33 protein-coding genes are annotated in these 25,384 nt (G+C 60.3%); 9 read left to right on the top strand and 24 right to left on the bottom strand.

Annotation, left to right across the window (positions count from 1 at the left end; translation table 11 throughout):
* Positions 1-140: 140 nt before the first annotated feature.
* The 7 genes from HYPDE_RS16590 to HYPDE_RS16620 form a co-directional block, all read right to left on the bottom strand.
* Positions 141-875, bottom strand: a complete 735-nt coding sequence (locus tag HYPDE_RS16590; RefSeq protein WP_015599689.1) for a M50 family metallopeptidase — start codon at positions 873-875, stop codon at positions 141-143.
* Between the two features lie 56 nt (positions 876-931).
* The gene (locus tag HYPDE_RS16595) at positions 932-1,453 is read right to left on the bottom strand and encodes a hypothetical protein (RefSeq protein ID WP_015599690.1); all 522 of its coding nucleotides are present in this window, start codon (positions 1,451-1,453) and stop codon (positions 932-934) included.
* A gap of 8 nt (positions 1,454-1,461) precedes the next feature.
* Positions 1,462-1,668, bottom strand: coding sequence for a TOBE domain-containing protein (locus HYPDE_RS16600; protein WP_015599691.1), 207 nt, complete (start codon positions 1,666-1,668; stop codon positions 1,462-1,464).
* A gap of 33 nt (positions 1,669-1,701) precedes the next feature.
* Positions 1,702-2,562, bottom strand: a complete 861-nt coding sequence (gene aguB, locus HYPDE_RS16605) for an N-carbamoylputrescine amidase (RefSeq protein WP_015599692.1) — start codon at positions 2,560-2,562, stop codon at positions 1,702-1,704.
* Positions 2,562-3,590: an agmatine deiminase family protein gene (locus tag HYPDE_RS16610; RefSeq protein WP_041321456.1), complete on the bottom strand. Its 1,029-nt coding sequence runs from the start codon at positions 3,588-3,590 to the stop codon at positions 2,562-2,564. The genes aguB and HYPDE_RS16610 overlap by 1 nt, the downstream gene beginning before the upstream one ends.
* A 150-nt stretch (positions 3,591-3,740) precedes the next feature.
* Positions 3,741-3,956 (bottom strand): hypothetical protein, encoded by a 216-nt coding sequence (locus HYPDE_RS16615; protein ID WP_015599694.1) that lies wholly within the window; start codon positions 3,954-3,956, stop codon positions 3,741-3,743.
* Positions 3,957-4,002: 46 nt separating this feature from the next.
* Complete coding sequence (locus HYPDE_RS16620) at positions 4,003-5,232, bottom strand: argininosuccinate synthase (protein ID WP_015599695.1); 1,230 nt, start codon at positions 5,230-5,232, stop codon at positions 4,003-4,005.
* Between the two features lie 562 nt (positions 5,233-5,794).
* Here HYPDE_RS16620 and HYPDE_RS16625 point away from each other — a divergent pair.
* Positions 5,795-6,619 (top strand): hypothetical protein, encoded by an 825-nt coding sequence (locus tag HYPDE_RS16625; RefSeq protein WP_051112020.1) that lies wholly within the window; start codon positions 5,795-5,797, stop codon positions 6,617-6,619.
* 44 nt (positions 6,620-6,663) lie between these two features.
* On the opposite strand, the gene HYPDE_RS16630 is transcribed toward HYPDE_RS16625, so the two are convergent.
* The 6 genes from HYPDE_RS16630 to hslV all read right to left on the bottom strand — a co-directional run bounded on the left by HYPDE_RS16630 (position 6,664) and on the right by hslV (position 12,610).
* Positions 6,664-7,215: a hypothetical protein gene (locus HYPDE_RS16630; RefSeq protein WP_015599698.1), complete on the bottom strand. Its 552-nt coding sequence runs from the start codon at positions 7,213-7,215 to the stop codon at positions 6,664-6,666.
* Positions 7,216-7,379: 164 nt separating this feature from the next.
* A complete protein-coding gene (locus HYPDE_RS16635; RefSeq protein WP_187290840.1) occupies positions 7,380-8,030 on the bottom strand; it encodes a hypothetical protein in 651 nt (216 codons plus the stop codon).
* A 132-nt stretch (positions 8,031-8,162) separates the two neighbouring features.
* Complete coding sequence (gene rlmN / locus HYPDE_RS16640; protein WP_015599700.1) at positions 8,163-9,362, bottom strand: 23S rRNA (adenine(2503)-C(2))-methyltransferase RlmN; 1,200 nt, start codon at positions 9,360-9,362, stop codon at positions 8,163-8,165.
* A 261-nt stretch (positions 9,363-9,623) separates the two neighbouring features.
* A complete protein-coding gene (gene hslU / locus HYPDE_RS16645; RefSeq protein ID WP_015599702.1) occupies positions 9,624-10,934 on the bottom strand; it encodes an ATP-dependent protease ATPase subunit HslU in 1,311 nt (436 codons plus the stop codon).
* Entirely contained in the window at positions 10,931-12,019 is a 1,089-nt protein-coding gene (locus HYPDE_RS16650) for a hypothetical protein (RefSeq protein WP_015599703.1), read from the bottom strand. The genes hslU and HYPDE_RS16650 overlap by 4 nt, the downstream gene beginning before the upstream one ends.
* 18 nt (positions 12,020-12,037) lie before the next feature.
* Entirely contained in the window at positions 12,038-12,610 is a 573-nt protein-coding gene (gene hslV, locus HYPDE_RS16655) for an ATP-dependent protease subunit HslV (RefSeq protein ID WP_015599704.1), read from the bottom strand.
* Positions 12,611-12,844: 234 nt separating this feature from the next.
* Here hslV and hisB point away from each other — a divergent pair, with 234 nt between their 5' ends.
* From hisB to hisH, 3 genes are read left to right on the top strand one after another with little or no spacing between them, the layout of a single operon-like run.
* Positions 12,845-13,441 (top strand): imidazoleglycerol-phosphate dehydratase HisB, encoded by a 597-nt coding sequence (gene hisB, locus HYPDE_RS16660; protein ID WP_015599705.1) that lies wholly within the window; start codon positions 12,845-12,847, stop codon positions 13,439-13,441.
* A 47-nt stretch (positions 13,442-13,488) separates the two neighbouring features.
* Positions 13,489-13,977, top strand: a complete 489-nt coding sequence (locus HYPDE_RS16665; protein ID WP_015599706.1) for a DUF2628 domain-containing protein — start codon at positions 13,489-13,491, stop codon at positions 13,975-13,977.
* Positions 13,978-13,989: 12 nt separating this feature from the next.
* Positions 13,990-14,643 carry an imidazole glycerol phosphate synthase subunit HisH gene (hisH, locus tag HYPDE_RS16670; protein WP_015599707.1) on the top strand — a complete coding sequence of 218 codons (654 nt, stop codon included), beginning with the start codon at positions 13,990-13,992 and terminating at the stop codon, positions 14,641-14,643.
* 212 nt (positions 14,644-14,855) lie between these two features.
* Here hisH and HYPDE_RS16675 read toward each other — a convergent pair whose 3' ends face one another.
* The 4 genes from HYPDE_RS16675 to HYPDE_RS18915 form a co-directional block, all read right to left on the bottom strand.
* Complete coding sequence (locus tag HYPDE_RS16675) at positions 14,856-15,212, bottom strand: hypothetical protein (RefSeq protein ID WP_041320601.1); 357 nt, start codon at positions 15,210-15,212, stop codon at positions 14,856-14,858.
* A 216-nt stretch (positions 15,213-15,428) separates the two neighbouring features.
* The gene (locus HYPDE_RS16680) at positions 15,429-15,797 is read right to left on the bottom strand and encodes a hypothetical protein (RefSeq protein ID WP_015599709.1); all 369 of its coding nucleotides are present in this window, start codon (positions 15,795-15,797) and stop codon (positions 15,429-15,431) included.
* Between the two features lie 293 nt (positions 15,798-16,090).
* Positions 16,091-16,831 (bottom strand): outer membrane protein, encoded by a 741-nt coding sequence (locus HYPDE_RS16685; protein WP_187290841.1) that lies wholly within the window; start codon positions 16,829-16,831, stop codon positions 16,091-16,093.
* Between the two features lie 209 nt (positions 16,832-17,040).
* The gene (locus HYPDE_RS18915) at positions 17,041-17,355 is read right to left on the bottom strand and encodes a hypothetical protein (protein ID WP_081625137.1); all 315 of its coding nucleotides are present in this window, start codon (positions 17,353-17,355) and stop codon (positions 17,041-17,043) included.
* 307 nt (positions 17,356-17,662) lie between these two features.
* On the opposite strand from HYPDE_RS18915, the gene hisA reads away from it, so the two are divergent.
* Genes hisA through HYPDE_RS16705 form a run of 3 tightly spaced genes read left to right on the top strand, consistent with a single transcriptional unit; the run spans position 17,663 to position 20,238 of the window.
* On the top strand, positions 17,663-18,391 hold the full coding sequence (hisA, locus tag HYPDE_RS16695) for a 1-(5-phosphoribosyl)-5-[(5-phosphoribosylamino)methylideneamino]imidazole-4-carboxamide isomerase (protein ID WP_015599711.1): 729 nt from the start codon (positions 17,663-17,665) through the stop codon (positions 18,389-18,391).
* A complete protein-coding gene (locus HYPDE_RS16700) occupies positions 18,388-18,612 on the top strand; it encodes a hypothetical protein (RefSeq protein WP_015599712.1) in 225 nt (74 codons plus the stop codon). Before hisA ends, HYPDE_RS16700 begins: the two co-directional genes overlap by 4 nt.
* 12 nt (positions 18,613-18,624) lie before the next feature.
* The gene (locus HYPDE_RS16705; RefSeq protein WP_015599713.1) at positions 18,625-20,238 is read left to right on the top strand and encodes a peptide chain release factor 3; all 1,614 of its coding nucleotides are present in this window, start codon (positions 18,625-18,627) and stop codon (positions 20,236-20,238) included.
* A gap of 21 nt (positions 20,239-20,259) precedes the next feature.
* Here the strand turns inward: HYPDE_RS16705 and HYPDE_RS16710 are convergent, their stop codons facing one another.
* On the bottom strand, positions 20,260-20,571 hold the full coding sequence (locus HYPDE_RS16710) for a hypothetical protein (protein WP_015599714.1): 312 nt from the start codon (positions 20,569-20,571) through the stop codon (positions 20,260-20,262).
* A gap of 176 nt (positions 20,572-20,747) precedes the next feature.
* Between HYPDE_RS16710 and hisF the strand changes: the two genes are divergently transcribed.
* Positions 20,748-21,524 (top strand): imidazole glycerol phosphate synthase subunit HisF, encoded by a 777-nt coding sequence (gene hisF / locus HYPDE_RS16715; RefSeq protein ID WP_015599715.1) that lies wholly within the window; start codon positions 20,748-20,750, stop codon positions 21,522-21,524.
* 49 nt (positions 21,525-21,573) lie between these two features.
* Here the strand turns inward: hisF and nth are convergent, their stop codons facing one another.
* A complete protein-coding gene (gene nth / locus HYPDE_RS16720; RefSeq protein ID WP_015599716.1) occupies positions 21,574-22,335 on the bottom strand; it encodes an endonuclease III in 762 nt (253 codons plus the stop codon).
* Positions 22,336-22,396: 61 nt separating this feature from the next.
* On the opposite strand from nth, the gene HYPDE_RS16725 reads away from it, so the two are divergent.
* A complete protein-coding gene (locus HYPDE_RS16725) occupies positions 22,397-22,894 on the top strand; it encodes a DUF2244 domain-containing protein (RefSeq protein WP_041321459.1) in 498 nt (165 codons plus the stop codon).
* Position 22,895: 1 nt separating this feature from the next.
* On the opposite strand, the gene HYPDE_RS16730 is transcribed toward HYPDE_RS16725, so the two are convergent.
* The 5 genes from HYPDE_RS16730 to HYPDE_RS16750 all read right to left on the bottom strand — a co-directional run bounded on the left by HYPDE_RS16730 (position 22,896) and on the right by HYPDE_RS16750 (position 25,313).
* Entirely contained in the window at positions 22,896-23,108 is a 213-nt protein-coding gene (locus tag HYPDE_RS16730; RefSeq protein ID WP_015599718.1) for a hypothetical protein, read from the bottom strand.
* A 5-nt stretch (positions 23,109-23,113) separates the two neighbouring features.
* Entirely contained in the window at positions 23,114-23,509 is a 396-nt protein-coding gene (locus HYPDE_RS16735) for a VOC family protein (RefSeq protein ID WP_015599719.1), read from the bottom strand.
* A 153-nt stretch (positions 23,510-23,662) separates the two neighbouring features.
* Positions 23,663-24,271 (bottom strand): 3-isopropylmalate dehydratase small subunit, encoded by a 609-nt coding sequence (leuD, locus tag HYPDE_RS16740; RefSeq protein WP_015599720.1) that lies wholly within the window; start codon positions 24,269-24,271, stop codon positions 23,663-23,665.
* A gap of 14 nt (positions 24,272-24,285) precedes the next feature.
* Positions 24,286-24,717: a hypothetical protein gene (locus HYPDE_RS16745; protein WP_015599721.1), complete on the bottom strand. Its 432-nt coding sequence runs from the start codon at positions 24,715-24,717 to the stop codon at positions 24,286-24,288.
* A gap of 95 nt (positions 24,718-24,812) precedes the next feature.
* Positions 24,813-25,313, bottom strand: coding sequence for a hypothetical protein (locus HYPDE_RS16750; RefSeq protein WP_244437716.1), 501 nt, complete (start codon positions 25,311-25,313; stop codon positions 24,813-24,815).
* Positions 25,314-25,384: the final 71 nt, after the last annotated feature.

Consider the following 25,384-nt stretch of genomic DNA (forward strand, 5'->3'; position numbering starts at 1 on the left):
TTTGCCGTGCGAAGATCGAAGGGAGTGTTCCGGACTTTCGTGACCGGGTAGCGACGGGGTGGTCGTGGATTGCCCGAGATATGGCCGGATGAGGCCTCTTTGGCAAATGTGTGTGAGTGCATTGCGGCAAGCATGGTGCGCTAAAGCTGCTCGGCATCTGCCGGTTGCTTCAGGATCGCCCAGTTCATAATGGCGATCTGGGCTCCGATCAGCATCAGGACGAGATCGATGCGGAAACCGGTGACGGCAGCCCAAAGACCGACAATGACGCCGATCCCGGCGATGATCTTGGCCGCAGCGACGCGGGACGCGAACGTCGCGATAATGTCCCGGTAGATGCGGCCGCCGTCGAGCGGGAACGCGGGCAGAAGATTGAAAATGGCCATGGCCAGATTGATGCGCGCGAGCGTTACCGCGGCATAGGCCAGCCAGGGTTTCTCGGCCATCCAGTCCGGCCTTTCGACATAGTGGAAATAGCCACCGCTGCTGACTTCCGGCGAACCGAGCAGATGCCAGAGAGCGAAGAAGAGCACGGCATTCGCCAATGGGCCGGCGAACAGGATGATGATGTTCGCCAGGGTCGAGCGCGGGTTTCCGAGCAATCGCGCGTAGCCGTAAAAGCCGCCGACGAGGATTTCCCCGACGGGAACGCCGAAAAGCCGTGCAAGTGTCGCGTGGCCGAGTTCGTGAAACAGCACCGATAGGAAGACGCCGACAACGATGGCTGCGAACGCCGGGCCGGCAGCCGCGAGCGGCGCCTGCTGCAGGATTCCGATCAGAAAGATCGGCACGAGAATGAAGGTCGCGTCGATTCTGATAGGAATGTTCCCTAGGCGGAATAGCTCCAGCCGCGGCGTGTCATCAATGAAGTTCATGGCCGCCAGCCTTCGGCAAGACGCATCGTTTCGTCAATGCCGAAGTCGCATGGACGTCATTCGCCGCGGCGGATTGCGAATTTGACCGTGTCTGCCGGAATACCACTTATTTCGATCGCCACCGGGCCCGGGCCGATATCGAAGCGAACGCTTTTGCGAACGCCGTCACAATCCATTTTGCTCGTATGAGCGGCGGGCTTGATCGTCTTTCCGCCCTGGACGACGTCGATCCAACCGGCCACCGGTAAAGAGACCTGATAGATGCCGGGGTCGCCGATGCTGTCGAATGTCACCATGCCGCCGTAGCGCTTGCCATCGGCGTTCTTCCGGCGGCTCGTGGGCGCAACCGGGAATGCTACCTTGTCCATCGGCAGCAGCGATAGAGAGACGGCTTTCGCAGGAAGCTCTTTAAGCGTCGACCCCGATATCACGGCTTCGCTGTCGGCGGCCTTCAGCCATTGCAGTTCGGTCGTTACCGGCCAAGCAAAACTCTCGCAACCGCCAGACGCGGCAGCGTAGGCGTTGAAGGACAATAGGAGCGTCGCCGCTCCAAGTGCTGTGAAAATCGATTTCTTCATTTTCGCTTTTATTCCACGGCCACCATGACGTCGGAAGCTTTAATGACGGCCGAGGCCGTCATGCCTTTGACAAGGCCCAGATCGTCGACGGACTCGTTGGTGATCGACGCGGTGACGATCGTGCCGTTGACGTCGATCCGGACGTGAGCAGTCGTCGTACCTTTGACGATATCGACCACTTTACCTTTGAGGATGTTTCTGGCGCTGATTTTCATGGCAACCTCGGGATTTGTCGCGTCGGTCTCTCTTTAGACGATGCTTTTCGCATAGAGATCGGTCCGGCGATCGCGGAAAAACCCCCAGTCGGCACGATAGCTTTCGATCAGATCGAGGTCAAAGGAATGGACGAGCACGCCCTCGTCGTCGGCACCGAAGGTTTCGACAAGCTCGCCGCGATGGTCGGCGATGAATGAGTGGCCGTAGAATTTCTGCTTTGTGCCGCCATTGTCCTCGAGGCCGATGCGGTTCGCGGCGACGATCGGCACGGCGTTCGAGACAGCGTGGCCCTGCATCGCGCGCTGCCACTGCAGATGCGTGTCGAGGGTCGCGTCGTAGGGTTCGGAACCGATGGCAGTCGGATAGAACAGGATTTCGGCGCCTTGCAGCACCATGGCGCGGGCGCATTCCGGATACCACTGGTCCCAGCAGATGCCGACGCCGATGCGGCCGTATTTCGTCGTCCAGGTTTTAAAGCCGGTATCGCCGGGGCGGAAATAGTATTTTTCCTGATAGCCGGGGCCATCAGGGATGTGGCTCTTGCGATAGATGCCGAGGATCTCGCCGTCCGCATCCGCAATCGCGATGCTATTGTAATAGCGCGGGCCGTCCTTTTCGAAGAATGAGATCGGAATGACGACGCCGAGCTGTTTCGCGATCTTCGTCAGGGCGAGCACGCCGGGATGCGCGTCCACAGCATGTGCCGTCTCGAACCATTTCGGGTCTTGCCGGGTGCAGAAATAGATGCCTTCGAATAGCTCTGACGGCAAAATCACTTGCGCACCCTTGCGCGCGGCTTCACGCACGAAGGCTTCCGTCTTCGCGATGTTGGCTTTGAGGTCGTGACCGTACGACGTCTGGATTGCGCCGACGGTGATCGATCGTTTCGACATCAGGCCGGCTCCTGTTGGGTGATGCAGTGGAACGATCCGCCGCCGGCGTCCCCGCATCCGAGCAGGCCGCGCGAGGAAACCCCGACAATGGCGCGATCCGGAAAGACAGCCTGCAGGGCCCGCAGTGCGGCCGCTTCGGTTTCGGTCCCGTAGATCGGCACGACGACGACGCCGTTGGCGATGACGAAGTTCATATGCGACGCGGGCGAGATTTCGCCAAGCGCATTGCGATAGAGGCCGACGCCGGGAACGCGGATCACATTGAGCTTGCGGCCCACGGCATCCGTTTCGCGCGCCAGCGTCGCTGCGATGGCATCGAGCGTCGCGGCGTTCGGATCGTCCGGTCCGGCGGGTGCCTGGCAGACGACGCGGCCCGGCCCCACGAAACGCGCGATGTTGTCGACGTGTCCGTCCGTGTGGTCGTTCTTCAGGCCTTCGTCGATCCAGATGATTTTTCTCGCGCCGAAGGCTTCGCGGAGCGCGGTCTCGGCAGCTTCTTTCGTCCAGCCATTGCGGTTCGGATTGAGCAGTGTTTGTCGCGTCGTCAGGATCGTGCCTTCGCCGTCGTGATCGACCGCGCCGCCTTCAAGTACGAAGTCGAAGCGGCGGACCGGCGTCTTGGCGAAACCCGCAATCGTGTCGCCGACCGTGGCGTCGTCGGGAAGGTCATACTTGCCGCCCCAGCTGTTCGTCTTGAAGCGGAGCGCGACAGCGCCTGCCGGCGTTCGGGCGAAGATGGGACCGGTATCGCGCAGCCAGATATCGCCGTACTTCGCCGGAATGATTTCCGCGACGTCGACCGGCAGGGCGGCACGCGCGGTCGTTTCCGCTTCGTCGCCGTTCGCGAGCACACGGACCTTGTTGCCGGCGATGCTCAGCGCACGGACCAGCGCCGCCACGTCTCGCCGCGGCGTTTCGAGATCGTCGTTCCACTCGCCGGGGTCAGCGGGCCACGCCGTCCAGATCGCTTTCTGCGGCGCCCATTCCGCCGGCGTCGTGATCGGGGTGTTGATCGGGGCCGTCGTCATATCAGTTCCTAGGACTTCTTGCGTCGCTCCGCCGGAGACGCAATGCAGGTCCATCCTGCACGAGACCGCCATGTCGTGGACGGGACCGCGGGTGTCAAGAGTTAGCTCGCTGTCACGCACGTGTCGCGTGTGCGGGCGCTTGGCGCAGCGTTAACGGTTTGCGAACATCGAGCCGAGCAATGCCACCACAATCACGGCTGGAATGGTGATCATCAGGACGGCGCCGAGTGTCACCGCCAGCCCGAGCATCAAGAACACCACAATTCCGAGCAGCAGAATCATCGCAAGGAACACGACGGCGCGAACGACCCATTCGCGCCATCCGGTAATGACAGTCGTCTCTCCGTTTCTCTCGATGACGATCATGGCCTACTCCCGCGCGGTCGTGCTTTTTTGGCGTTAGGCTTGAAGCTTACGATTTGTTCCGGAGCCCGAGCGTCCTGAGCCGCAGAGCATTGAGCTTGATGAAGCCCTGAGCGTCTTTCTGGTCGTAGGCGCCCTTGTCGTCCTCGAAGGTCACGAGGGTCGGCGAATAAAGCGATTTCGGGCTCTCGCGGCCGGTAACGATGACGTTGCCCTTGTAGAGTTCGAGCGTCACTTCGCCTTCAACGTGCTCCTGCGATTTGTCGATCAACGCCTGCAGCATCTCACGTTCCGGAGCGAACCAGAAGCCATTGTAGATCAACTCGGCATAGCGCGGCATAATCTCGTCTTTGAGGTGCGCGGCGCCACGGTCGAGCGTGATCGATTCGATGGCGCGGTGCGCAGCCAGCAGGATCGTACCGCCGGGGGTCTCGTAGACGCCGCGCGACTTCATGCCGACGAAGCGATTTTCGACGAGGTCGATGCGGCCGATGCCGTTGTCGCGGCCGAGATCGTTCAGCGCTTTGAGCAGCGTCGCCGGAGACTGCTTTTTGCCGTCGAGCGAAATGGCGTCGCCCTTCTCGAATCCGATCTTGATGGTCGTCACCTTATCGGGTGCGGTCATCGGCGAAATCGTGCGCTGATAGACGATTTCGGGTGCTTTCTTGGCTGGATCTTCGAGAACCTTGCCTTCCGATGACGAGTGCAGAAGGTTGGCGTCGACCGAGAACGGCGCTTCTCCCTCCTTGTCCTTGGCGACCGGGATCTGATGGTCGCGCGCGAATTTCAGAAGTTCTTCGCGGCCCTTGAAGCTCCATTCACGCCACGGAGCGATAATCTTGATCCCCGGCTCAAGGGCATAGTAGCCGAGCTCGAAGCGGACCTGATCGTTGCCTTTGCCGGTCGCGCCGTGGCAGACGGCATCGGCGCCGACCTTCTTGGCGATCTCGATCTGCTTTTTCGAGATGAGCGGGCGCGCGATCGATGTTCCGAGCAGGTAGACGCCTTCGTAGACGGCGTTGGCGCGGAACATTGGAAACACGTAATCGCGGACGAATTCCTCGCGCAAGTCTTCGACAAAAATGTTGTCAGGCTTGATGCCGAGCATCAGAGCCTTCTTGCGCGCAGGCTCCAGCTCTTCGCCCTGGCCGAGATCGGCGGTGAACGTCACGACTTCCGCGCCGTAGGTTTCCTGCAGCCATTTCAGAATGATCGACGTATCGAGACCGCCTGAATAGGCGAGGACAACTTTCTTCACGGCTTTGGGTGCGGCGGTCATACGGGCTGGCTTTCAAAGTTTGTGGGTCTGGAACGCGCGGCACTATAGGGGCGACGGTGTCGCTCGCAAGTGCGGGCGAAGCGGCAACGCGACACGCCGCTTGCCTTATCGTCATGACGCTTTAACGAAGGTTTGGGCCACACGGGGCGCGGGCATTGCCGCATATCGGCCGGTTTAATCGGGCCCCGGCCGCCCGCTCTCTATTGCGCTGATTTTGGGGCTCCCGAATCGCATCTTGCAATCGGCAATTCAAAGCACCGGGCGTCTGCTTTGGAGCCGCGATTCGCGGGGGTGATAGCTTTATGGAAGGTGCTTTATGGAAGGTGCTTTGCCGGATCTCATCCAAATAAAATGCCGTGCCGGGCGGTTGAAATCCTGGCCATATAACATTAGCCCACCGCATATTCTCCGCAAATTCCAGGTGTTAGGAGATGCGCATTGCCATTCCGCATCGCATCAATTCCATAAACATAAAAAAGTCATGGGAAGCGCTATTTGGCGTAGGTGTGCCGAGCGTGAAATGATAAGGAAACGGGAAGTTTTCTGGTGGGGGAGAGCGGTTGTGTCCAGACTGAACGGATACCTTGCTTTGCTATACTTGGCGGGTGGTACGCTCGCGCTGCCTCTCTCGGCCGAAGAAATAACGGTAACGATACCGCCCGATCCTCCGGCACAGACCGCGCCGTCCGACACGTCTGCTGCCCAGCAGCCGACACTGCCGTCGTTTGCAGCGGGCAACTCCGCACCGGCTTCGGTTGCGCAGGACACGACCTCTCCGCCGCCGGAGACTCAGCAGGAGGCAGCGCCTTCGCCGCCGCCTCAGCCGCCAGCGGCTGCGCCGCAAGCTTCGAAAAATCAAGCCAAGGCCAAGAAGGCGGCGCCCACCGAGACGCCGGCTGCAGCGGGCTCCACGGATAAACCCGCTCACACGACTGCCGCTCCGGCGAAACCCAAGACGAAAAAGGCGAGCGCGTCAGCATCTTGCAAGGGGCTCGATGAAAACGCGTGTGGCGGCAACAAAGCATGCATCTGGGTCGTCGGTACGCCAGCAGAAGGTTCGAGCAAGGGCACGAAGGCGGGTTGCAGGTCGCTTGCGGCTTTGAAGAAAGAGGCGGCAAAGGCCGATAAAGCAGCCAAATCCGGTGAGCCTGAGGTTCTTCCCTGGGCTTCGCACACAAGCACACCGTCGCAGAGCGGCGCTGGCACCGCGGCGACGGGCGAAACCGCTGCGAAACCGGTAACTGCCAAGAAGGCCAAGACCGTTGCCACAAAAAAGACAGCGAAACCCAAAGAGACTGCGCCACCGGCGCCTGCTGCTTCGGAGGGAGGAGATCAAGCTCCTCCATCGTCCGACGCGCCGCAGGCGGGGTCATCCGGCGCCGATTGATCGGCGGTGTTGGTCCGATTGCCGTCGGGTGCTTGGCACCCAGATCAGTGCAGATAGTTTAGCCGTCGGCGACGCGGCTCGAAGTTGTTATGCCGACTCTCGCCGGTAAACATCGAGCGCCATTGCGCGCATGCCGCGTCGGCGGCATCCATGGCGCATGTGCTTGCCCGTGCCGTCGGAGCGGCGACTGAGTAGGGCACGCCGTAGCTCAGCATCATCGCCATCAGTGGACCTTGATAGAAGCTCCACGGCGTCGCGTTCATGAATGCGTTTGCCGTGAGCGATGGCCAAGCCGATACTCCGGCTACGATTGCCGTCGTTGCGGGAGCAGCCCATGATTGCCAAACATCGGCAACTTGGTTGGGTCGTGGCGAGGCGCTTGGGTTCGTCCAACAATCGAGCCAGCTTTGCCACAGCGCAAAGGGGTCGACCGGATCCGGCACCGGCGGGGTCGTCGTCGCGTAAATCGTATTAACCAATTCTTCGTTAAAACGGCTTTGCCATGCAATTCCTGCCGCGAGCGAAGCTTGGCTCAATTCAAATAGGGCTTCGGTCGCTTTTTGCAGGCAGCGGAATGAAAGCGCGAAATTAATCACGGGCGAACTCCCCCCGAAAAAGTCACACCCTAGCAGATGTGTTGCATTGCAGCAATGATAATGCAGGACGGGAAGGTGGGGGCGGAAGCTCCGGTATTTGCTGGTTTGTTGGTTGCCGAGCTTTCGCGGCCGATAATTTCGGTTGCTGTCCGGATCGCGGATTTTTAGCGGTTGGCGTCGGATTTGTCGGAATCCGACAGACCGTCCCGGGATTCCGGTTCGGCGGTTGAGGTTTCCCGCTTTTTGAAGCTGAGGCGATTGAGCAGCGTGCGATAGGTGGGCCTTGGCGTTTCGAGCGGTGCAGGATGACGGATAACGACGCTTGTTTCCTCATCCCTATTTTCCGGGTGCGGGTCCGCGACCACTTCAGGTGAAGATGGTCCTAGAGCGACGGCCGCAACGTCAGTCGGTACCCGACCCGCAAACTGGCCCGATGCGAGCCAATAGACGAAACCCGCGAAGAAGCCGGTCGTCAGGAATGTTTTCAGAGCATAGTTATTGAGGATGGTCGGCTCGCCGGGAACCTCGCTCGCATATTGCGCAATGAAGCCGAGGAATGCGATCGCGACGCCGCCGCTTAGATAGAACGCAACGCCGCGAAGCGAGAACAGTTCGCCGAGACCGGCCACGATCAGCGCGAAGATGAAGGCGAAGACCGCAACGTGCGTGGCTGTCAGCAGCGCAAGTTCGAACGTTTCTCCTGCCGTGCGCGGCAAGCGGCTCACAGGCTGCGCGAGAACCTCGCTTGGAGTGTTGACGAACAACATCATCACGAGACCCGCCGCGATGCTTGCGAGGATAAACCCAAACGCCACCCGGGCGATTGATCCCAGGAACTTCAACACAATACCCTGCCCTGACCCGCCTTACACTGAGGGATCAATTTACAAGGGCTAAGCTCAGGGTCTCAATAGAATTATCCGAGTCAGGCAGGCGGAAGGTCCGGCCTATGCCTTCTCAGCACCAGCGCGGCGCTCACTGGCGCTCAAACGCAGGCTTTCCGACCGCAACTGCCCACAGGCTGCGAGAATATCGCGCCCGCGCGGCGTGCGGACGGGACTTGCATAGCCCGCCCGGTTTACGACCTCGGCGAAGCGTTCGATCGTTTCCCAATCGGAGCATTCGTAGCGCGTATTGGGCCACGGGTTGAACGGGATCAGGTTGATCTTCGCCGGGATGCCTGAAAGCAGCTTCACAAGGGCGCGCGCCTCCGCGAGGCTGTCGTTGACGCCCTTCAGCATGACGTATTCGAAGGTGATGCGCCGTGCATTCGAAAGCCCAGGATAGTTGCGGCAGGCGTCCATCAGCTCCGCGATCGGGTACTTGCGATTGATCGGCACCAATTCGTCACGCAGCGCGTCGTTCGTCGCGTGCAGCGAGATCGCGAGCATCGTGTCGGCTTCTTCTCCCCAACGCGGAATCTCGGGAACGACCCCCGACGTCGAGAGCGTGATGCGCCGTTTCGAGAGCGCCAACCCGTCGCCGTCGGAGGCGACCTCCATCGCGGCTTTGACGTTATCGAAATTATAAAGCGGCTCGCCCATGCCCATCAGCACGACGTTGGTGATCTTGCGTTCGCTTGAAGGAAGCAGGCGGCCGTCGTCTGGGCCTTTGGCGCCGGGCCAGTCGCCGATGCGATCGCGGGCCAGCATGATCTGGGCGACGATCTCTTCGGCTTCGAGATTGCGGACGAGGCGCTGGGTGCCGGTATGGCAGAACGAGCACGTCAACGTGCAGCCAACCTGGCTCGATATGCAAAGCGTGCCGCGATCGCTTTCGGGGATGTAGACGGTTTCGATTTCCGGCGGGCGGGCTTCGTGGCCGCGCTTTGCGAGGCGCAGAAGCCACTTGCGCGTGCCGTCGACGGAGATTTGCTCCGAGACGATCTCGGGGCGGTCGAGCGTGTAGAGCGCGGCGAGCTGGCGGCGCAGATCCTTCGAGACGTCGGTCATGTCCTCGAAGCGTGTGATGCCGCGCACGTAGATCCAGCTCCAAAGCTGGGTCACACGCATGTTGAGCTGTTTCTCCGGAACGCCTGCAGCGGCGAGGGCTTCCTTCAGGCGCGCACGCGTCAACCCCGCGAGGGAGGGCTTCGCGGCGGAGGCCAATGGTTCGGCATCGATTTTAACGAGTGGAGCAGCAGTCATAATTAAAAATGGCTTCGAGCTTCGGAAGTGCGTTCTTTTACAGGCGTTCGGCGCCGGTGGATAGCATGCCGGATGCCGCGCTCCCCCGCCCCCTCCCTGCAAGGGGGAATAAATAATTCGTCATCCTCGAACGGACGAGCGTTCGCGAGGGTGTTCGAGGATCCAGCGCAAAATGTGCCGAAGGCTCAATATTGTGCGTCTTCGACGGGTCTTGCGTTGGATCCCCGGTCATCGCTTGCGCTCGACCGAGGATGACGGGGATTACAAGATAAATCGGCTCAGGTCGGCATTTTTGGAAAGCTGGCCAACGCGTTCGGTCACGTAGGCGCCATCGATTGCGAGTGCTTGGCCGCTGCGGTCGGACGCCTCGAACGAGATGTCGTCCAGGACGCGCTCCAGAACCGTCTGCAGGCGGCGCGCGCCGATGTTTTCGACAGTCGAATTCACCTCAACGGCGGCATCGGCGATGGCGTCGATCGCATCGGACCTGAACTCGAGCGCTACGCCTTCCGTTTCCATCAACGCGACGTACTGCTTGATCAGGCTCGCCTGCGGCTCCGTCAGGATGCGCTTCATGTCGTCTCGCGTCAGCGCATTGAGTTCGACGCGGATTGGCAGGCGGCCCTGCAATTCGGGAAGAAGATCGGACGGCTTCGAGACGTGAAATGCGCCTGATGCAATAAACAGGATATGGTCCGTTTTTACCGGGCCGTGCTTTGTCGTAACTGTCGTCCCTTCGATGAGCGGGAGGAGGTCGCGCTGCACGCCTTCGCGGGAGACGTCCGCGCCGCCGGCCCGCGTGCCATCGCCGCGCGAGCAGATCTTGTCGATCTCGTCGAGGAAAACGATGCCGTTGTTCTGAACCGAGGTTACGGCTTCGGCCGTGATCTGATCGTTATCGATCAGCTTGTCGCTTTCATCTGCGATCAAGATCTCGAAACTGTCTCTGACCGTGACGCGGCGCGGCTTCGTTCGCTGGCCGAACGCTTTGCCCAGCATATCGCCGAGATTGATCGTCGACATCGAACCGCCGCCGGGAAGATCGAACATCGGCATCTGCGGAGCCGTATCGGCGACGAGGATATCGATCTCCTTGTCGTTCAATTCGTTGTTGCGCAGCTTCTTGCGGAAGCTTTCGCGCGTTGCGAGCGACGATCCGCTGCCGACGAGCGCGTCGATCACGCGTTCCTCAGCGGCCTTTTCGGCGCGTGCGCGGACCTCTTGGCGCTTGACGTTCTTGACGAGTGAGATCCCGACTTCGACGAGGTCGCGGATGATGCTGTCGACGTCGCGGCCAACGTAGCCAACCTCGGTGAATTTCGTGGCTTCGACTTTCAGGAACGGCGCGCCAGCGAGCTTCGCGAGACGTCGCGAGATTTCGGTTTTGCCGACACCCGTCGGTCCGATCATCAGAATGTTTTTCGGCAGGACTTCCTCGCGCAGCTCTCCGGTCAGCTGCTGGCGTCGCCAGCGGTTGCGCAAGGCAATTGCGACGGCGCGCTTGGCGTCGTTCTGTCCGACGATATAGCGATCGAGTTCGGAAACGATTTCGCGGGGAGAGAAGTTGGTCATTGCCTTGCCGGTGGAAGATAACGCGCGAACGGCAGGTTTTGGAAAAGCGGCAGCAAGCGTTGCCGCAGCGGATGCCAAAAGACGCCAAGGAGGAGAACGAAGCCGCCGACGAGGGCGAGCGTCAAGATAAATGATATCGGTATGCCGCCGCTGTTCGGCAAGGCGACGCCGCCGCTCAAAATGTCATAGACGGCGACGGTGAACGAAGCAAGCGAGGAGACAAGCAGAGCGCGGCGGTCGATGGCGAGCGCGAAAATTGCCAGCAGGAACACCGTCAGCAAAACGATTGCGGACGTCGCGCCGCTGTTCGTCGCGTGCTTGATCAGCATGAGGGCAGGCGACACGATCAGCGGCGCGGCGACGAGATGCAGCCAGAACGCGCAGTCGGACAATCGTGTAACGCGGCGCGGATCGCGAGCGTCATAGAGAAGTGCGACTGCGAGGACGATCAGCCCGTAGCCGATTGCGGCGAACGAGAAGCCGACGCCGATTTCGTAAAGGCTTCGGGCGGCGACGACGTAGCCAAAGCAGGCAATCAGCGCGAGTGTGAACGGCAGCCGGAAGCGAAGGTAATAGATCAGCGATGCGATCAGGGCGGGAAGGCCGAAGACCAGCGTTGGCTTTCGCCAGAAAGCAAGTTCGGAGGCAACGTCCCAGTTCGATGTCTTGAGGTTGTCCCAGTGCAACTGGATCACAACGGCCGCCGCGGCGAACACGACGAACAGAATGGCCAGCACCATGCCCGGCAATACGGCGCGCAGGCGGGCGACCAGAATTTCGCTCAAGACCCAGAAGACCGCTGCGCCGACGGCCATTGTAGCCGCCCAGCCGAGGCCGAAGAAACTTGTCGATGTTGCCGCGAGCACGGCTCCGGCGACGAGCAGCACACCGATTGTCAGGAAGACGTCATTGAAGCCATTGAGGAAGCGGAAACGTTCTTCGTCGGCGAGCGCCGGTTCGCCGTCGGGACCAATCACGGGTGCCGTGGAGCCGCGCATCGCCCGCAGTTTTTCAGCCTGCACGGCGTCGATGACGCCAGCGTCGACGGCAGCCTTCAGGTCGTCAGGGGATAATCCGTTGGCCATGATGGGATCGCGCGCCGCTCAGGAGGTTTTGGAATCGAGGGTTTCGACCACGATATTGGTGTTCGTGTAGACGCAGATTTCGGCGGCAATGGACATGGCTTTGCGCGCGATCGTCTCGGCGTCGAGCGGTTGATCGAAGAGAGCGCGGGCGGCGGCAAGGGCGTAATTGCCGCCGGAGCCGATGCCTGCAATCGCATTTTCCGGCTCCAACACGTCGCCTGTCCCGGTCAGGACGAGGGTCGTCGTTGCGTCAGCAACGATCATCATCGCCTCAAGACGGCGCAGGAAGCGGTCGGTGCGCCAGTCCTTGGCTAGCTCGACGCAGGCGCGGGTCAATTGTCCGGGGTACTGCTCGAGCTTGGCTTCGAGGCGCTCGAATAACGTGAAGGCATCGGCCGTGGCCCCGGCAAATCCGCCGATGACGTCGCCCTTGCCAAGGCGGCGGACCTTTTTCGCGTTCGATTTGATGACGGTCTGGCCGAGGCTGACCTGACCGTCGCCGGCAACTACAACTTTGCCATCCTTGCGAACCGTCAGGATCGTCGTGGCATGCCAGCTTGAATTGCCGGAATTTTGGCTCTCGTGCGTCATATGTATCGCGTCAGTTAAGCTCTTGGTGTCAGGATGCAAGGAGTCTCTGGATTGGCCTTGGCGACTCCCCTGGCGGGGAGCCGGCCGCCAAGACCGGGTATCCAGGGCTGCGGCCACGGAGCCTACGGTCGGCCTTGGCCGCCGGGGCTTTGTGCTGATAAACGCTCGGGCGGGCTCCGGCAACGCTTGCCGGGGTTGGAATGCTAACGATTTGGGTGGCGGAGACTGATTCACGTGAAGCGCCAGGCGACGATCACGCGCAAGACTAAGGAGACCGAGATCTCCGCGACCGTCAATCTGGACGGTTCGGGCGCATATGATATTTCGACCGGAATCGGCTTTCTCGACCATATGCTCGAGCAGCTGGCGCGGCATTCGCTGATCGACATCACACTCCGGGCCAAGGGCGACCTTCATATCGATTTCCACCACACCGCCGAGGATACGGGCATCGTTCTCGGGCAGGCGGTCGCGAAGGCGCTCGGCGACAAGGCCGGCATCGTTCGCTATGCCGACGTGCATCTGCCGATGGACGAGACGCTGACGCGCGTCGCGGTCGACGTTTCGAGCCGTCCGTTTCTGATCTGGAAGGTCGAGTTTTCGCGCCCCAAGATCGGCGAGATGGACACGGAACTCTTCCGCGAATGGTTTCAAGCTTTCGCGCAGAATGCCGGTATCACGCTGCATGTCGAGAATCTGTATGGCGAGAACAATCACCATATTGCAGAGACCTGCTATAAGGGTTTGGCCCGCGCGCTCAGAACGGCGATTGCGGTTGATCCACGCCAAGCCGGGCGTGTCCCTTCGACGAAGGGCACGCTGCAGGGCTAATCGGTCATGGAGTTTTGCTTTTGCGGGCGTCGAGGAGTTTGTCTTCCGTGGTGACTTACACTGTCCATGAACCGCCGGATCCCGGTTCCGATCGCGCCGATCGCGGCGTCGAACTGGAGTTCGTCAAAGACGGATTTTCGTGGCTGACGGCGATCTGCCCGCCGATCGGGTTTCTTGCCAACGGGCTTTGGCTTTTTACCCTCGCTTATTTCGTCGGCGCTGCCGCGCTCGGATGGGTGCTCAGCACATTGAAGCTCGGTCCGCAGATGACCGGTGTCGTGTTTCTGATAATCAATATCTACCTCGGATTTGAGATTTCGACGCTGAAGCGCTGGATGCTCGAACAGACCGGCTGGCAGGCGCTGGGTGTCGTCACGGGTAAATCGATTGCCGAATGCGAGCGGCGTTTCTTCGAAAGCTGGCTTCCGACCCAGCCGATCATCGCTGGTGAGGCGGCGGGGCAATCGGGAAGCTCCGTGCCACCCGTCCCGGTGCGGCGCGGCTCTCGCTTCTGGCCGTTCGGCACGCGGCGCTGATCCGAATCCGAAATGCAAAACGTCGTCATCATCGATTACGGATCGGGAAACCTTCACTCCGCCGCCAAAGCCTTTGAAAGCGCGGCGCGCGAGGGTTCGGTGCCTTCCAACATCATCGTCAGTCCGCGGCCTGAGGACGTGCTGGCGGCGGACCGCGTCGTGCTGCCCGGCGTCGGCGCCTATGCCGACTGCAAGCATGGTCTTGAGCGCGTTCCGGGCCTGATCGCGGCGCTAGAAGACGCCGTGCGTGCCAAAGGACGGCCGTTTCTCGGGATTTGCGTCGGGATGCAGCTTCTGAGCGAGCGCGGGCTCGAATTTGCGGAGACGCCGGGGCTTGGATGGATCAAAGGTGAAGTGCGCGCGATCGAGCCTAGGGATCCTGCGCTCAAAATCCCCCACATGGGCTGGAACACGCTTAACGTCGTCAACAGCCACGCACTGTTGGACGGCATTCCGACAGGCCCGGACGGATGGCATGCGTATTTCGTGCACTCGTTCGGGTTCGTGCCGAAAGAGCGCCGCGTCGTGGTTGCGGAGACGGACTACGGCGGACCGATTACGGCGCTCGTCGCGGACGGCAATATCGCGGGCACGCAATTTCACCCTGAGAAGAGCCAGAAACTCGGTCTCAAGCTGATCGCGAACTTTCTTGGCTGGAAGCCCTAGGGAGCGGCTCTTATTCTCCATCACTCCATGGCCGGTCTTGACCCGGCCATCCAGCTCTAGCTCCTTGAACCCGTGGCCTTGGATGGCCGCCTCAAGGGCGGCCATGACGTGAAGGGGCGGTATGGCGCAGACGATGCTGCGACGCGGCCGCGATGGGTCTTGGCTTCGCTGCAGCGGGTTCGCCGCGGATGACGATTGCGCAAATTACCGCTTCAGAATGAAGGGCGGGCGACGGCACTCACGGCAGACTGGAATGCGGTCCAGACGCCGCGCGGCAGTTGCCACGAGGCGGCCGGCTCTTCGTCTTCGAGGCGTCCCCGCATCCACTGCATACGAGCGGCAATGTGCTGGTCGGCGCGGCCTAGCTCGTGCACGGCGAGCTCATCGGGGTAGTCGAACAGGATCGCCAAGCGCCGCTTGATCTGATCGGCGCTGAGCCATGTCCGCACATACCAGACACCGTTTCCGACGGGAGCATATTCGGACGCGATATAGGGCAGCGAGAACGAGACCGCCCAGGTGTCCTGGTCGGGGGATTTCGGAGTGTGATGGACGAGATACGTTTTCATGGGCGTATTCCGGCGGCGTTGGGGGGACAGCGGAGCAAGGAACGCGGAACGCAACGCACTAAAAAACGCGAGTTTCGGCCGAGGGTCATGGCTGGTTTAGAAAAGGGAGGCCCGGGATCGGGGGAATCCCAAGGCTCTCCATCGTGGTCTTTGAGCGGGACGGACCCATTGGACGAAGAGGGGGGAGACGGACCGCCCCGCCCAAAGACCTGAAACTTAGCCAGCCCTGGCGAACGGCAGCTCGGGCTCAAGCGGCTCGGACACGGGCGCCGGCGGCGACGGGAAGGCGATAATGTTGCCATCCGGTGCGAGATCGAGGCCGGGCCGGCGCTGCCGGAACCATCGGAGCGAGGTATTGGTCAGCACTGCGTCGCGCTTGGTTGCCTGGATCAGTAAGCCGTCCTCTTCGGTAAGGAGTTCTCTCAGCTCGGCCTCAAGCTCGACTTCCTCCCGCTCCGACATCACGTACCAAGTGTTGACGAGCGGGCGGGCCCACTTGTCGCCGAGGCACATGATGAGCTGCGCGAGGACGTGCTGATTGCGGTTCGGCTTGGCGAGATCGTACGAGATCAGGTAGGTGCGCATCGTGGCTCTCCTAGGCGGTTCGAGAGAGGAGGGGTCGGTACGCTACGGTGACCCGGGACGGCGACTGATTTAGGATGCCGTGAACATAGGAAGAACATGCCACGACTCACGGTCGTTGTCCAGCTCTTGTTCCAAAAATGTTCTTGTAAAGTTCTTAATATTGATGTACTTGCATTTCCTGCAAGCCTGAGAAGGGCGCGAAGGCGCTCCGGAGAGTTGGGTGACCGTGTGAAGCGAAGGGGGCCCGCTGCCAGTGTGGCCCCTCCCGTCCGTTCTAAACAGTTTTGCGCTCGCTAAAAGTGGTAGTTGACGCCGACCTTCAGCATCGTTTCGGAGTTCTCGATGCTTTTTTTCGGCAACGGCTTACCGTCGGCCATCAGACCGAGTTGATAGTCATTGGTCCCGAAATCGGCATAAAGGCCCTCGACCTTCAGCGACACCCTTTCGGCAATCATCCATTCAAGGCCGCCGCCCACTACGTAGCCCGTATTCCATTGGCTCTTAGAAAGACTGTAAGGGCCATGACCGCCGTTGGCGACCGAACGGCACCAACCGGCAGTAACGGCCGAGGCGTCGGACGGACACGATTCCCCGTATTCCAGGTCTTGAAAAGCAACACCGCCCGTCGCGTAAGCAAGAAGCGCGGGCGTTAGAAGAAGACCTGCGCGCGCCCGGATGGTTGCGAAATGCTCGATCTTCGACGTTTCAACTAGATAGTTGCCGTCGCGCTGCGAGTCCGAGATGTTTGCAAAATTGAAATCACCCTCAACGCCGATCACAAATCTGTCGATCTGATGATTGTAGCCAACTGTGCCGCCCAGCATCGCGCCCGAAAGATTCTGGTTCGGAGGCCCGCAATCGCCACACGGTTTCGGGGGCGCTACGTAGGGATTTAAACTTGGCCAATCCCAATTGTTCCATGTGTATCCGGCATTAACGCCGCCGTAGAACCCTGACCAATTGTAGCCTTGGGCGACAACGGGGCCGTCCTTCAAACTTCCCCTGTAATATTCATCTGCTGAAGCGGTTTGCACCCCAAATATTAGCGCGGGCATAAGCGCCACGAACGCAAATGATCTAATCAACGCACACCCCACTCACTAGAACTCAACAGGTTATTAAGATGTTATTAACAATATCCGTAAACGGACAATATCGATGTGCAAATGAGGAGGATTATTGCGTGCGCGCCGTGTCCGCTATGCAACGCATCCGGATACGAAACGGTATCTGGGTCGGGCTTCTAAGCCTCGGGAAACAGGCTCAATTGACTGGGGTGCGGGGCGAGCGGGATGCGCCGGTGGGGGCCGGGATCGAAGCGGGCTTCGAGGCCGGGGAATCGGGCCCGGAATTCTTCGAGCGCCTGGGCACGGCTGCCTGGAAAGCGCGTTTCCTCCCAGATTTCGTAAAGGCGGCGCGGGTCGCAGACATGGCGGCGCTGCAGGTCGATCGGCCGGATGCGCAGCCAGCGTGCGATCCAGATATCGACAGCGTCATTCTCGGTCAGCGGACGGCGGGCGACCGGAGGCGGAGGCTCGACGAGGAACGCGGTGACCATGATGCCCTGTTTCGTATTGCGACTCTGCTCTGCGGAGCCGGACGCAGGATTTTCCCCATTTGCGCGTTGAGACTTGCCTTCGGGGAGCGGGCTGCAACGCGCACTTGACGCCGCGCGCGATCCGCGATTGATCGCGCCCAGAAGTTAGGAAACGAACATAGCAAACTGATGGCCGGAATTCCCGCGCAGTGAAATTCAGGCGCGGGTCGCCCTCTCCCTCAGGGGAGGGTTGGGGTGAGCGATGCCTCCCCTCATCCGGCCTTCGGCCACCTTCTCCCAAGGGAGAAGACATCCACCAGAGGTAGCGGTGATCCTTTTTCCGGCCATCGATTTGAAAGACGGCAAGTGCGTGCGGCTGAAGCTCGGTGAGATGGACGCCGCGACGGTGTTCAACGACGATCCGGCGGCGCAGGCGCTCGCCTTCGAGCGGCAAGGTTTCAAGTATCTGCATATCGTCGACCTCAACGGCGCCTTCGCGGGCAAACCGGTCAATGGTACTGCCGTCGAGGCGATCCTGAAGGCCATCAAAATGCCGGCGCAGCTCGGCGGCGGCATCCGCGATCTGGCGACGATCGAAGCCTGGCTTGATAAAGGGATTCGCCGCGTCATCCTCGGCACAGTCGCGGTGCGCGATCCGGTACTGGTCAAAGATGCCGCAAAACGGTTTCCAGGGCGCGTCGCCGTGGGCATCGACGCGAAGGGCGGCAAGGTCGCCGTCGAAGGCTGGGCCGAGACATCTGAACTGACGGCCGTCGATCTCGCGAAGCGTTTCGAGGATGCAGGCGTCGCCGCGATCATCTATACGGATATCGAGCGCGACGGCGTTCTGAAGGGGCTCAATCTGCCGGCGACGGCGGCGCTAGCGAAAGCGACGCGCATCCCGATCATTGCGTCGGGCGGGCTTGCGTCGATAGATGACGTGCGCGCGCTCTTGAAGCCCGAATACAAGATGCTCGAAGGCGCGATTACGGGCCGGGCGCTCTATGATGGGCGCATCGATCCAAGAGAAGCTCTCGAACTTTTGGGAACAGCATGAAGATTGGTGACAAGGTTCGCGTGGACCGTCTTCCCGACGGTCTTCCCCCCGGCAATCAACAATTGCAAAACCTATTTCGCGGCTGCCTCGGCAAGACGTTTCCGATCGTCAAGTTCGACGACGGTCTTGTCGAGCTGCATGTCGGGGAAGTGTTCGGCAAGCCTGCCGAATATCATCAAATCTGGCTCGAACCGGGTCAGGTGAAACTGGTCGAGGCCTGAATTTTGAATGTGATGTCGCAGACCGCGCCGGTCGGGCCCAAAATGCCGCCCGAAATCGCGCGACGCCGCACGTTCGCGATCATCTCGCATCCCGACGCCGGTAAAACGACGCTGACAGAAAAACTCTTGCTGTTCGGCGGCGCCATCCAGATGGCCGGTGCCGTCAAGGCGCGCGGTGAGCGGCGGCGCACGCGCTCCGACTGGATGCAGATCGAACAGCAGCGCGGCATCTCGGTGACGTCGTCGGTGATGACGTTCGAACGCAATGGCATCGTCTACAATCTGCTCGATACGCCGGGCCACTCGGATTTCAGCGAAGATACGTATCGCACGCTATCGGCGGTCGACGCAGCCGTCATGGTCATGGACGCCGCGAAGGGTATCGAAAGCCAGACGCGCAAGCTGTTCGAGGTCTGTCGGCTTCGCGATATTCCGATCATCACCTTCATCAATAAGATCGATCGCGAAGCGGAAGATCCATTGACGTTGCTCGATCAGATTGCGTCAGACCTGGCGCTCGATCTCGTACCGATGGCGTGGCCGGTCGGGATGGGCACGGACTTTCGTGGCGTGCTCGACCTGATGGGCAACAAAATTCTGCTTCCGGAAAATGGCGAGCGCGGCGCCTCTTTCGGGCATGCGGAAGCATTGAGCGAGCTTGCCGACATTCGCAAGATCGACGGTATCGACGAACGGATCGCCGACCGCGCGCTGGAAGGTGTCGAGCTTGCTCAAGGTGCGCTGCCGCCGTTTGATCTCGAAGCGTTTCGCGAGGGACATCTGTCGCCCGTGTTCTTCGGCAGCGCCCTCAAGAATTTCGGCGTCGAGCAGCTTCTCGACGCGCTCGCGCAATGGGCGCCGGGACCGTTGCCGCGCAAGGCCACGCAACGGACGGTCGAGCCCGGCGAAGATCAGGTGACCGGCTTCGTGTTCAAGGTGCAGGCGAACATGGACCCGAACCATCGCGACCGCGTGGCGTTCGTCAGGCTGTGCTCGGGTCGCTTCAAGCGCGGCATGAAACTTCTGCATGTGCGCGACAACAAACCGATGACCGTATCGTCACCGACGTTCTTCTTTGGGCAAGGCCGCGAAACGGCGGACGAAGCCTATGCCGGCGACATTATCGGCGTTCCGAACCACGGGACGCTGCGCGTCGGCGATACGCTGACCGAGAAAGAGAACCTGAAATTCACGGGAATTCCAAACTTTGCGCCGGAGCTTCTGCGCCGTGTCGTCATTCAGGATGCGATGAAGGCGAAACAACTCAATCGGGCGCTCGACGATCTCGCAGAGGAAGGCATCGTGCAGGTGTTCACGCCGGTCGCCGGAGGCCGTCAGATTCTCGGTGTCGTCGGTCAACTGCAGTTCGAAGTCCTGCAATCGCGTGTCGCCAACGAATACGGAGTGCCGGTGACGCTGGAGCAGTCGCCGTTCGAGCTGGCGCGGTGGATCTCAGCAGACGATCCGGCGAAATTGCAGAAATTCGTCGACGCGCATCGCGGCGAGATCGCGACTGACCGCGACGGGGCGCTGGTGTTTCTGGCCGAGAGTGCCTGGATGCTGAAGTACAAGGGTGAAAAATTTCCGGACATAAAATTCGCCGCGCTCCGAGAACGCGGCGAATGACGGCGTTGGAATTTAACTCGTTCAGACGGAAATGTTGGGGCCGCGTGGTGCGGGTTCGTTGTACCTGTGCTCGATCTTTTCCAGCCAGCGGTTGAGATCTTTCTCAAGCGCATCCGTCTGGGCAGACGCTTTGCCATGCTGCAGCTCCGTTATGGTCCCCTCGCTGTCGAGAGAACCGCGGATGGCGTCATGCTGATTGGCGAAATTCGTCAATTCTTTGGAGTGCTCTTCGATGGCGCCGTGCGCTTCGAGTTTCGTGCGCGCTTGCGCAATCCGGTCTTGCAGCGCCGAAAGGCGGGCGCGAAGGTTCAGCGGAGCAAAGTCTTCGACCATTGAGAGAGATTCCTTGTGCAAGTGCAACTCCAGAGTTTCACGCAATTATGCAAAACTCTACAACGACGATCCGTCGTAAATGGTTCCTCAGCAAATTGGTTTACGCGCTCGACGGCGCCCTAAGCACATGATAGCCGGAATCAGCTCAATCTCTGAGTAAAAAGAGCGCTAGTGCCATGCTGAAAGTCCGCATCATTCCGTGCCTCGACGTCAAGGACGGCCGTGTCGTCAAAGGCGTCAACTTTGTAGATCTCATCGATGCGGGCGACCCGGTCGAGGCAGCCGCGGCCTATGATGCGGCGGGGGCGGACGAGCTTTGCTTTCTCGACATTACCGCGAGCCATGAAAACCGCGACACGATTTTCGATGTCGTCGAGCGGACGGCGAACCGCTGCTTCATGCCTTTGACGGTCGGCGGTGGCGTTCGAACCGTCGACGATATTCGCAAGCTTCTCGAAGCCGGCGCCGACAAGGTTTCGATCAATACTGCGGCGGTCAGCAATCGTGCATTCGTCAAAGAGGCAAGCGAGAAGTTCGGCGCGCAGTGCATCGTCGTCGCCATCGATGCAAAGAAGGTTTCGAGCGAAGGCGAGCCGCCGCGCTGGGAGATCTTCACACACGGCGGACGCAAGCCGACCGGCATCGACGCGATTGCTTATGCGCGCGAGGTCGCGGAACTCGGCGCGGGTGAAATTCTTTTGACGTCGATGGATCGCGACGGCACGAAGTCAGGGTTCGACGTCGCACTGACGCGCGCGATTTCGGATGCGGTTTCCATTCCGGTTATTGCTTCCGGTGGTGTTGGGACATTGCAGCATCTGGTGGATGGCGTGCAGAACGGCCACGCCAGTGCGGTGCTTGCCGCCTCGATCTTTCATTTCGGGACGTACACGATTCCTGAGGCCAAGACGTACATGGCGAACGCCGGCCTCGCGATGCGGATGGATGCCTGAGTGCGAATTCCCCCTCTCCGCAAGGGGGAGGGGAGCAGATGGCTAAGGCTTAAGGCGCAGGTGTCTTGTCGGGATAGAGGCAGATGTCGTTGACGAGGCAATGCCAGCATTCCGGCCGGCGAGCTTTGCAGACGTAGCGTCCGTGCAGGATTAGCCAGTGGTGGGCGTGCAGCGCGTATTTGGGCGGCACAACCCGAAGCAAGTCGGCTTCGACCGCACGCGGCGTCGTTCCTTGCGATAAACCGATGCGGTTCGCGACGCGGAAGACATGCGTATCGACTGCCATCGTCGGATGGCCGAAGGCAATATTCATCACGACGTTGGCCGTCTTCCGACCGACTCCGGGGAGCGTTTCTAGAATATCGCGATCGCCCGGCACCTGGCCGCCGAACTCGTCGACGAGGCGCTTCGACAGCGCGACGACGTTCTTGGCCTTATTGCGATAGAGCCCGATCGTCTTGATATAGTCGCGCAGCTTTTCCTCGCCGAGCGCGACCATCTTGGCGGGCGTATCGGCGACCTTGAAGAGGGCGGGCGTCGCCTTGTTGACGCCGGCATCGGTTGCCTGGGCCGAGAGCACGACGGCGATCAGCAGGGTGTAGGGGTTAACGTATTGCAACTCCCCCTTGGGCTCGGGGCTCGCGGCTTGAAAACGGCGGAAAACTTCACGAATTTCCGCCTCCGTCAGCAGCGAGCGGCGGCCCCCTTTCGCTGCCGATTTTTTAAGCGGCGTCGCCTTTTTTCCTGACTTGCGTTGCGGTTTGGAACTGGGAATGCTTGACGGACTTCTATCCTTGGGTGCTTTGGCCATCAGAAAGTCCGTGTCTGCAATCGCGGCTGCCGGGGGTGAAGTGAGTCAGAGAAGCCAAGAGATGACTGACAGTCTCGCAGAAAAGCAATCCTCAAAAGAAACGCGATTTGTGCTGCACCCCTACCGGTCGCTGCCGCCTGCAGGCTTTTTAATGCTCATGATTGCGATCGGCCTCGTCAGCTTCATTGTCGGGATCATTTTCTTTTTCATGGGGGCTTGGCCGGTTTTCGGTTTCTTCGGCCTCGACGTTGCGCTGATCTACTATGCGTTCAAGCGCAACTATCGTTCAGGCAATCTTTACGAGACGATCACGCTCTCTCCCGAGCTTTTGAAGTTGACGCGCATCCATCCCTCGGGACGCCGCGAGGAGTTCGATTTCAATCCTTACTGGACACGCGTGCGCGTCTCGGTCGATCATCCGGACGGGCGGACGTCGATGCGGCTCATGGCTCAGGGGAAGGAAGTGTTGTTCGGTCAGTTTCTGACGGACGACGAGCGGCGCAATTTCGCCGATGCCTTGACCGGTGCGCTCGTCACGACGCGCGGGTCGCTGTTCTGATTTAGTCGTTGAGCATCGTCAGCGCGGCGCGGCGGTCACCGGGCTTCAGGCGCAAGAACTGTGTGCGCGCCGCCTTGATGTCTTTTTCCGCACCGGTCTCGGAGGCCGCCTTCAAGGCTTTGGTTGCGGCGTGATCGGCGCCGACGATGAATGCGAGGGCGCCTGCGAGACGCCCCATCATCGCCGCATCGAATTTGAAATCGTCGTCAGCCATCGGATTTATTGGAACCGGCCGCCACGCTGCAGAACCTCGATCTTGTAGCCGTCGGGGTCTTCGATGAAGAAGAACTTGCCGAACGGCTTGCCGTCGTGGGTCATCGTCTTGATGTCCTTCGGCTGATAGCCAGCTGCTGCGATACGGGAGCGTGCGGCTTCGAGATCATCGACGGCAAAAGCGACGTGACCATAACCATTGCCGAGATCGTAAGGCTCCGTGCGGCCTTTGTTGACCGTCAACTCAAGCTCGAAATCGTTCTCCGGGTTCTTCATGTAGATGAGTGTGAAATCGGGCCAGTCGCGGCGATCCGAGACTTTCAGGTCGAAGCAATCTTCGTAGAATTTCACCGAGCGCGCCTCATCGAGCACCCGCACCATCATGTGGATCGCTTTGGCCATCGTCACGCTTCTCCCACTGTTTTTCTGTTCGCTTCTCCCACTCCATGGCCGCCCTCCGAGGCGGCCATCCAGGGGTTCAACCAATATTTCGCTTTTTGGCTCTGGATGGCCGGGACAAGCCCGGCCATGACGTGTTGGTTGGTTGCGTCTCTCTCACAGCCACGGACGCGAGGAGGATGTCGACTTTTCGAACGACGAAATCGCGTTCGATTTCTCGAGCGTCAAGCCGATGTTGTCGAGACCGTTCAAGAGGCAATGCTTGCGGAACGGATCGATGTCGAACTTGATGACGCCGCCGTCGGGCCCACGAATCTCCTGCTTTTCGAGATCGACCGTCAGCGTCGCGTTAGCGCCGCGTTCCGCATCGTCCATCAGTTTGTCGACTTCGCTTTGCGGCAGCTTGATCGGCAAGATGCCGTTCTGGAAGCAGTTGTTGTAGAAGATGTCGGCGAAATCCGGTGCGACGACACAGCGGATGCCGAAATCGAGCAACGCCCACGGCGCGTGCTCGCGCGAGGAGCCGCAGCCGAAGTTCTCGCCCGCAACCAGGATCGTCGCCTTACGGTATTGCGGCTTGTTCAGAACGAAGTCCGGAATTTCTTTTCCGGTCTCCGGGTCATAGCGCATTTCATAAAACAGCGATTTGCCAAGTCCGGTTCGCTTGATCGTTTTCAGGAACTGCTTCGGGATGATCATGTCGGTATCGACGTTGCGGATCGGTAAGGGCGCCGCGACGCCGGTCAGAACCGTGAACTTGTCCATGCTATCGTCTCCAGTCAGGCGCGCAACGTATCTGCCAGCGCCCGGAAATAGCCCTCCGCCGAAGTCAGGCGCCGTGCCTGTGGAAAGGCACCGTACTCCCGGATGGCAGCTTCGAGATCGAAGGGCTTCAGATGCTCAAGGCGCCGTTTAACGCCAGCCCGCTTGCGCCCGTCAAGATGCACATCGAGCGCGGCCATAATGGTTTCAAGATAACCGGCAATGCGGCCGAGCTCGCGCGTGGCCGTTATGATGGCGGATCGGTCATCCGGGGTGGTTTCGAGTGTTCCGAGGGCGGCGGCTGCGCGCGACAGGGTTGCGGCGACCTCTTCGGCATAGAGAGCGACCTTTTCGCGGCGGAGCCCGTCGAGGCGGGCGAGTTCCCCTAGCCAACGGTGGACCGTTTCCGCGAAGCTCGAAAGGCGTCGAATGTAGGCGGCAAACCGCATGGTGAAGTCCTGAATGTGCGATCCAGGATTTTACGGCCGAAGATATGCGCGGGGATATTTTTTTGGCTCCGACGACCGGGTTGCGAAGCTTTGCTTCAACGGATCGTCGGATCCTCGTAGCATTTGCGCATGTAGGCACAACGATACGAGCCCGAGAAGTGCATCGAATCGCCCTTGGCGGGCGAAATGAACGTGCAAACCTCCTCGAGGCCTTCGGGCGTCAGCCAGCCCTGGCGGCGGCCACGCTGAACGGCGAAGCAATCGGCGGTTTCTTCATCCGGTCCGCGAAATTGATGGCCGCATTCGTGCGCGTAGATCCATTGCTTGACTGGAGTCGAGACTTTATCGAGGTACCTCGGATTCATGATCAGAAATCCGGGATAGGCGGCGCCATAGTCATCGAGCTTGTTATCGATGACAGTCGGGCGCTGGCCGCAATACTGCGTATTGCCATCGAGCTTGAATTCGCCCGGCCGGAGGACACGGCTGTCGCCGCCGACCGTCGCGACATACTGCTCCGGCGTCGGAATGCCGTCGCCAAGGTTCTTGGCGTCCTGCGCATCGGCGCCGGGCGCAAAGACAAGCGCCACGCCCATGCAAAGACTCAAGGCGAACCGATGAAAGAATCCCCGCGCAGTCATCCCCGATTCCGTTTTCAACAATTACT

Origin of the sequence: Hyphomicrobium denitrificans 1NES1, from assembly GCF_000230975.2 — a bacterium.
In the GTDB taxonomy this organism is placed as follows: domain Bacteria; phylum Pseudomonadota; class Alphaproteobacteria; order Rhizobiales; family Hyphomicrobiaceae; genus Hyphomicrobium_B; species Hyphomicrobium_B denitrificans_A.

Coding starts and splice junctions, on each gene's coding strand:
- HYPDE_RS16590 (WP_015599689.1), bottom strand. CDS start 875: ATGAACTTCATTGATGACACGCCGCGGCTGGAGCTATTCCGCCTAGGG.
- HYPDE_RS16595 (WP_015599690.1), bottom strand. CDS start 1,453: ATGAAGAAATCGATTTTCACAGCACTTGGAGCGGCGACGCTCCTATTG.
- HYPDE_RS16600 (WP_015599691.1), bottom strand. CDS start 1,668: ATGAAAATCAGCGCCAGAAACATCCTCAAAGGTAAAGTGGTCGATATC.
- aguB (WP_015599692.1), bottom strand. CDS start 2,562: ATGTCGAAACGATCGATCACCGTCGGCGCAATCCAGACGTCGTACGGT.
- HYPDE_RS16610 (WP_041321456.1), bottom strand. CDS start 3,590: ATGACGACGGCCCCGATCAACACCCCGATCACGACGCCGGCGGAATGG.
- HYPDE_RS16615 (WP_015599694.1), bottom strand. CDS start 3,956: ATGATCGTCATCGAGAGAAACGGAGAGACGACTGTCATTACCGGATGG.
- HYPDE_RS16620 (WP_015599695.1), bottom strand. CDS start 5,232: ATGACCGCCGCACCCAAAGCCGTGAAGAAAGTTGTCCTCGCCTATTCA.
- rlmN (WP_015599700.1), bottom strand. CDS start 9,362: ATGACTGCTGCTCCACTCGTTAAAATCGATGCCGAACCATTGGCCTCC.
- hslU (WP_015599702.1), bottom strand. CDS start 10,934: ATGACCAACTTCTCTCCCCGCGAAATCGTTTCCGAACTCGATCGCTAT.
- HYPDE_RS16650 (WP_015599703.1), bottom strand. CDS start 12,019: ATGGCCAACGGATTATCCCCTGACGACCTGAAGGCTGCCGTCGACGCT.
- hslV (WP_015599704.1), bottom strand. CDS start 12,610: ATGACGCACGAGAGCCAAAATTCCGGCAATTCAAGCTGGCATGCCACG.
- hisH (WP_015599707.1), top strand. CDS start 13,990: ATGCAAAACGTCGTCATCATCGATTACGGATCGGGAAACCTTCACTCC.
- HYPDE_RS16675 (WP_041320601.1), bottom strand. CDS start 15,212: ATGAAAACGTATCTCGTCCATCACACTCCGAAATCCCCCGACCAGGAC.
- HYPDE_RS16680 (WP_015599709.1), bottom strand. CDS start 15,797: ATGCGCACCTACCTGATCTCGTACGATCTCGCCAAGCCGAACCGCAAT.
- HYPDE_RS18915 (WP_081625137.1), bottom strand. CDS start 17,355: ATGGTCACCGCGTTCCTCGTCGAGCCTCCGCCTCCGGTCGCCCGCCGT.
- HYPDE_RS16700 (WP_015599712.1), top strand. CDS start 18,388: ATGAAGATTGGTGACAAGGTTCGCGTGGACCGTCTTCCCGACGGTCTT.
- HYPDE_RS16705 (WP_015599713.1), top strand. CDS start 18,625: ATGTCGCAGACCGCGCCGGTCGGGCCCAAAATGCCGCCCGAAATCGCG.
- HYPDE_RS16710 (WP_015599714.1), bottom strand. CDS start 20,571: ATGGTCGAAGACTTTGCTCCGCTGAACCTTCGCGCCCGCCTTTCGGCG.
- hisF (WP_015599715.1), top strand. CDS start 20,748: ATGCTGAAAGTCCGCATCATTCCGTGCCTCGACGTCAAGGACGGCCGT.
- nth (WP_015599716.1), bottom strand. CDS start 22,335: ATGGCCAAAGCACCCAAGGATAGAAGTCCGTCAAGCATTCCCAGTTCC.
- HYPDE_RS16725 (WP_041321459.1), top strand. CDS start 22,397: ATGACTGACAGTCTCGCAGAAAAGCAATCCTCAAAAGAAACGCGATTT.
- HYPDE_RS16730 (WP_015599718.1), bottom strand. CDS start 23,108: ATGGCTGACGACGATTTCAAATTCGATGCGGCGATGATGGGGCGTCTC.
- HYPDE_RS16735 (WP_015599719.1), bottom strand. CDS start 23,509: ATGGCCAAAGCGATCCACATGATGGTGCGGGTGCTCGATGAGGCGCGC.
- leuD (WP_015599720.1), bottom strand. CDS start 24,271: ATGGACAAGTTCACGGTTCTGACCGGCGTCGCGGCGCCCTTACCGATC.
- HYPDE_RS16745 (WP_015599721.1), bottom strand. CDS start 24,717: ATGCGGTTTGCCGCCTACATTCGACGCCTTTCGAGCTTCGCGGAAACG.
- HYPDE_RS16750 (WP_244437716.1), bottom strand. CDS start 25,313: ATGGGCGTGGCGCTTGTCTTTGCGCCCGGCGCCGATGCGCAGGACGCC.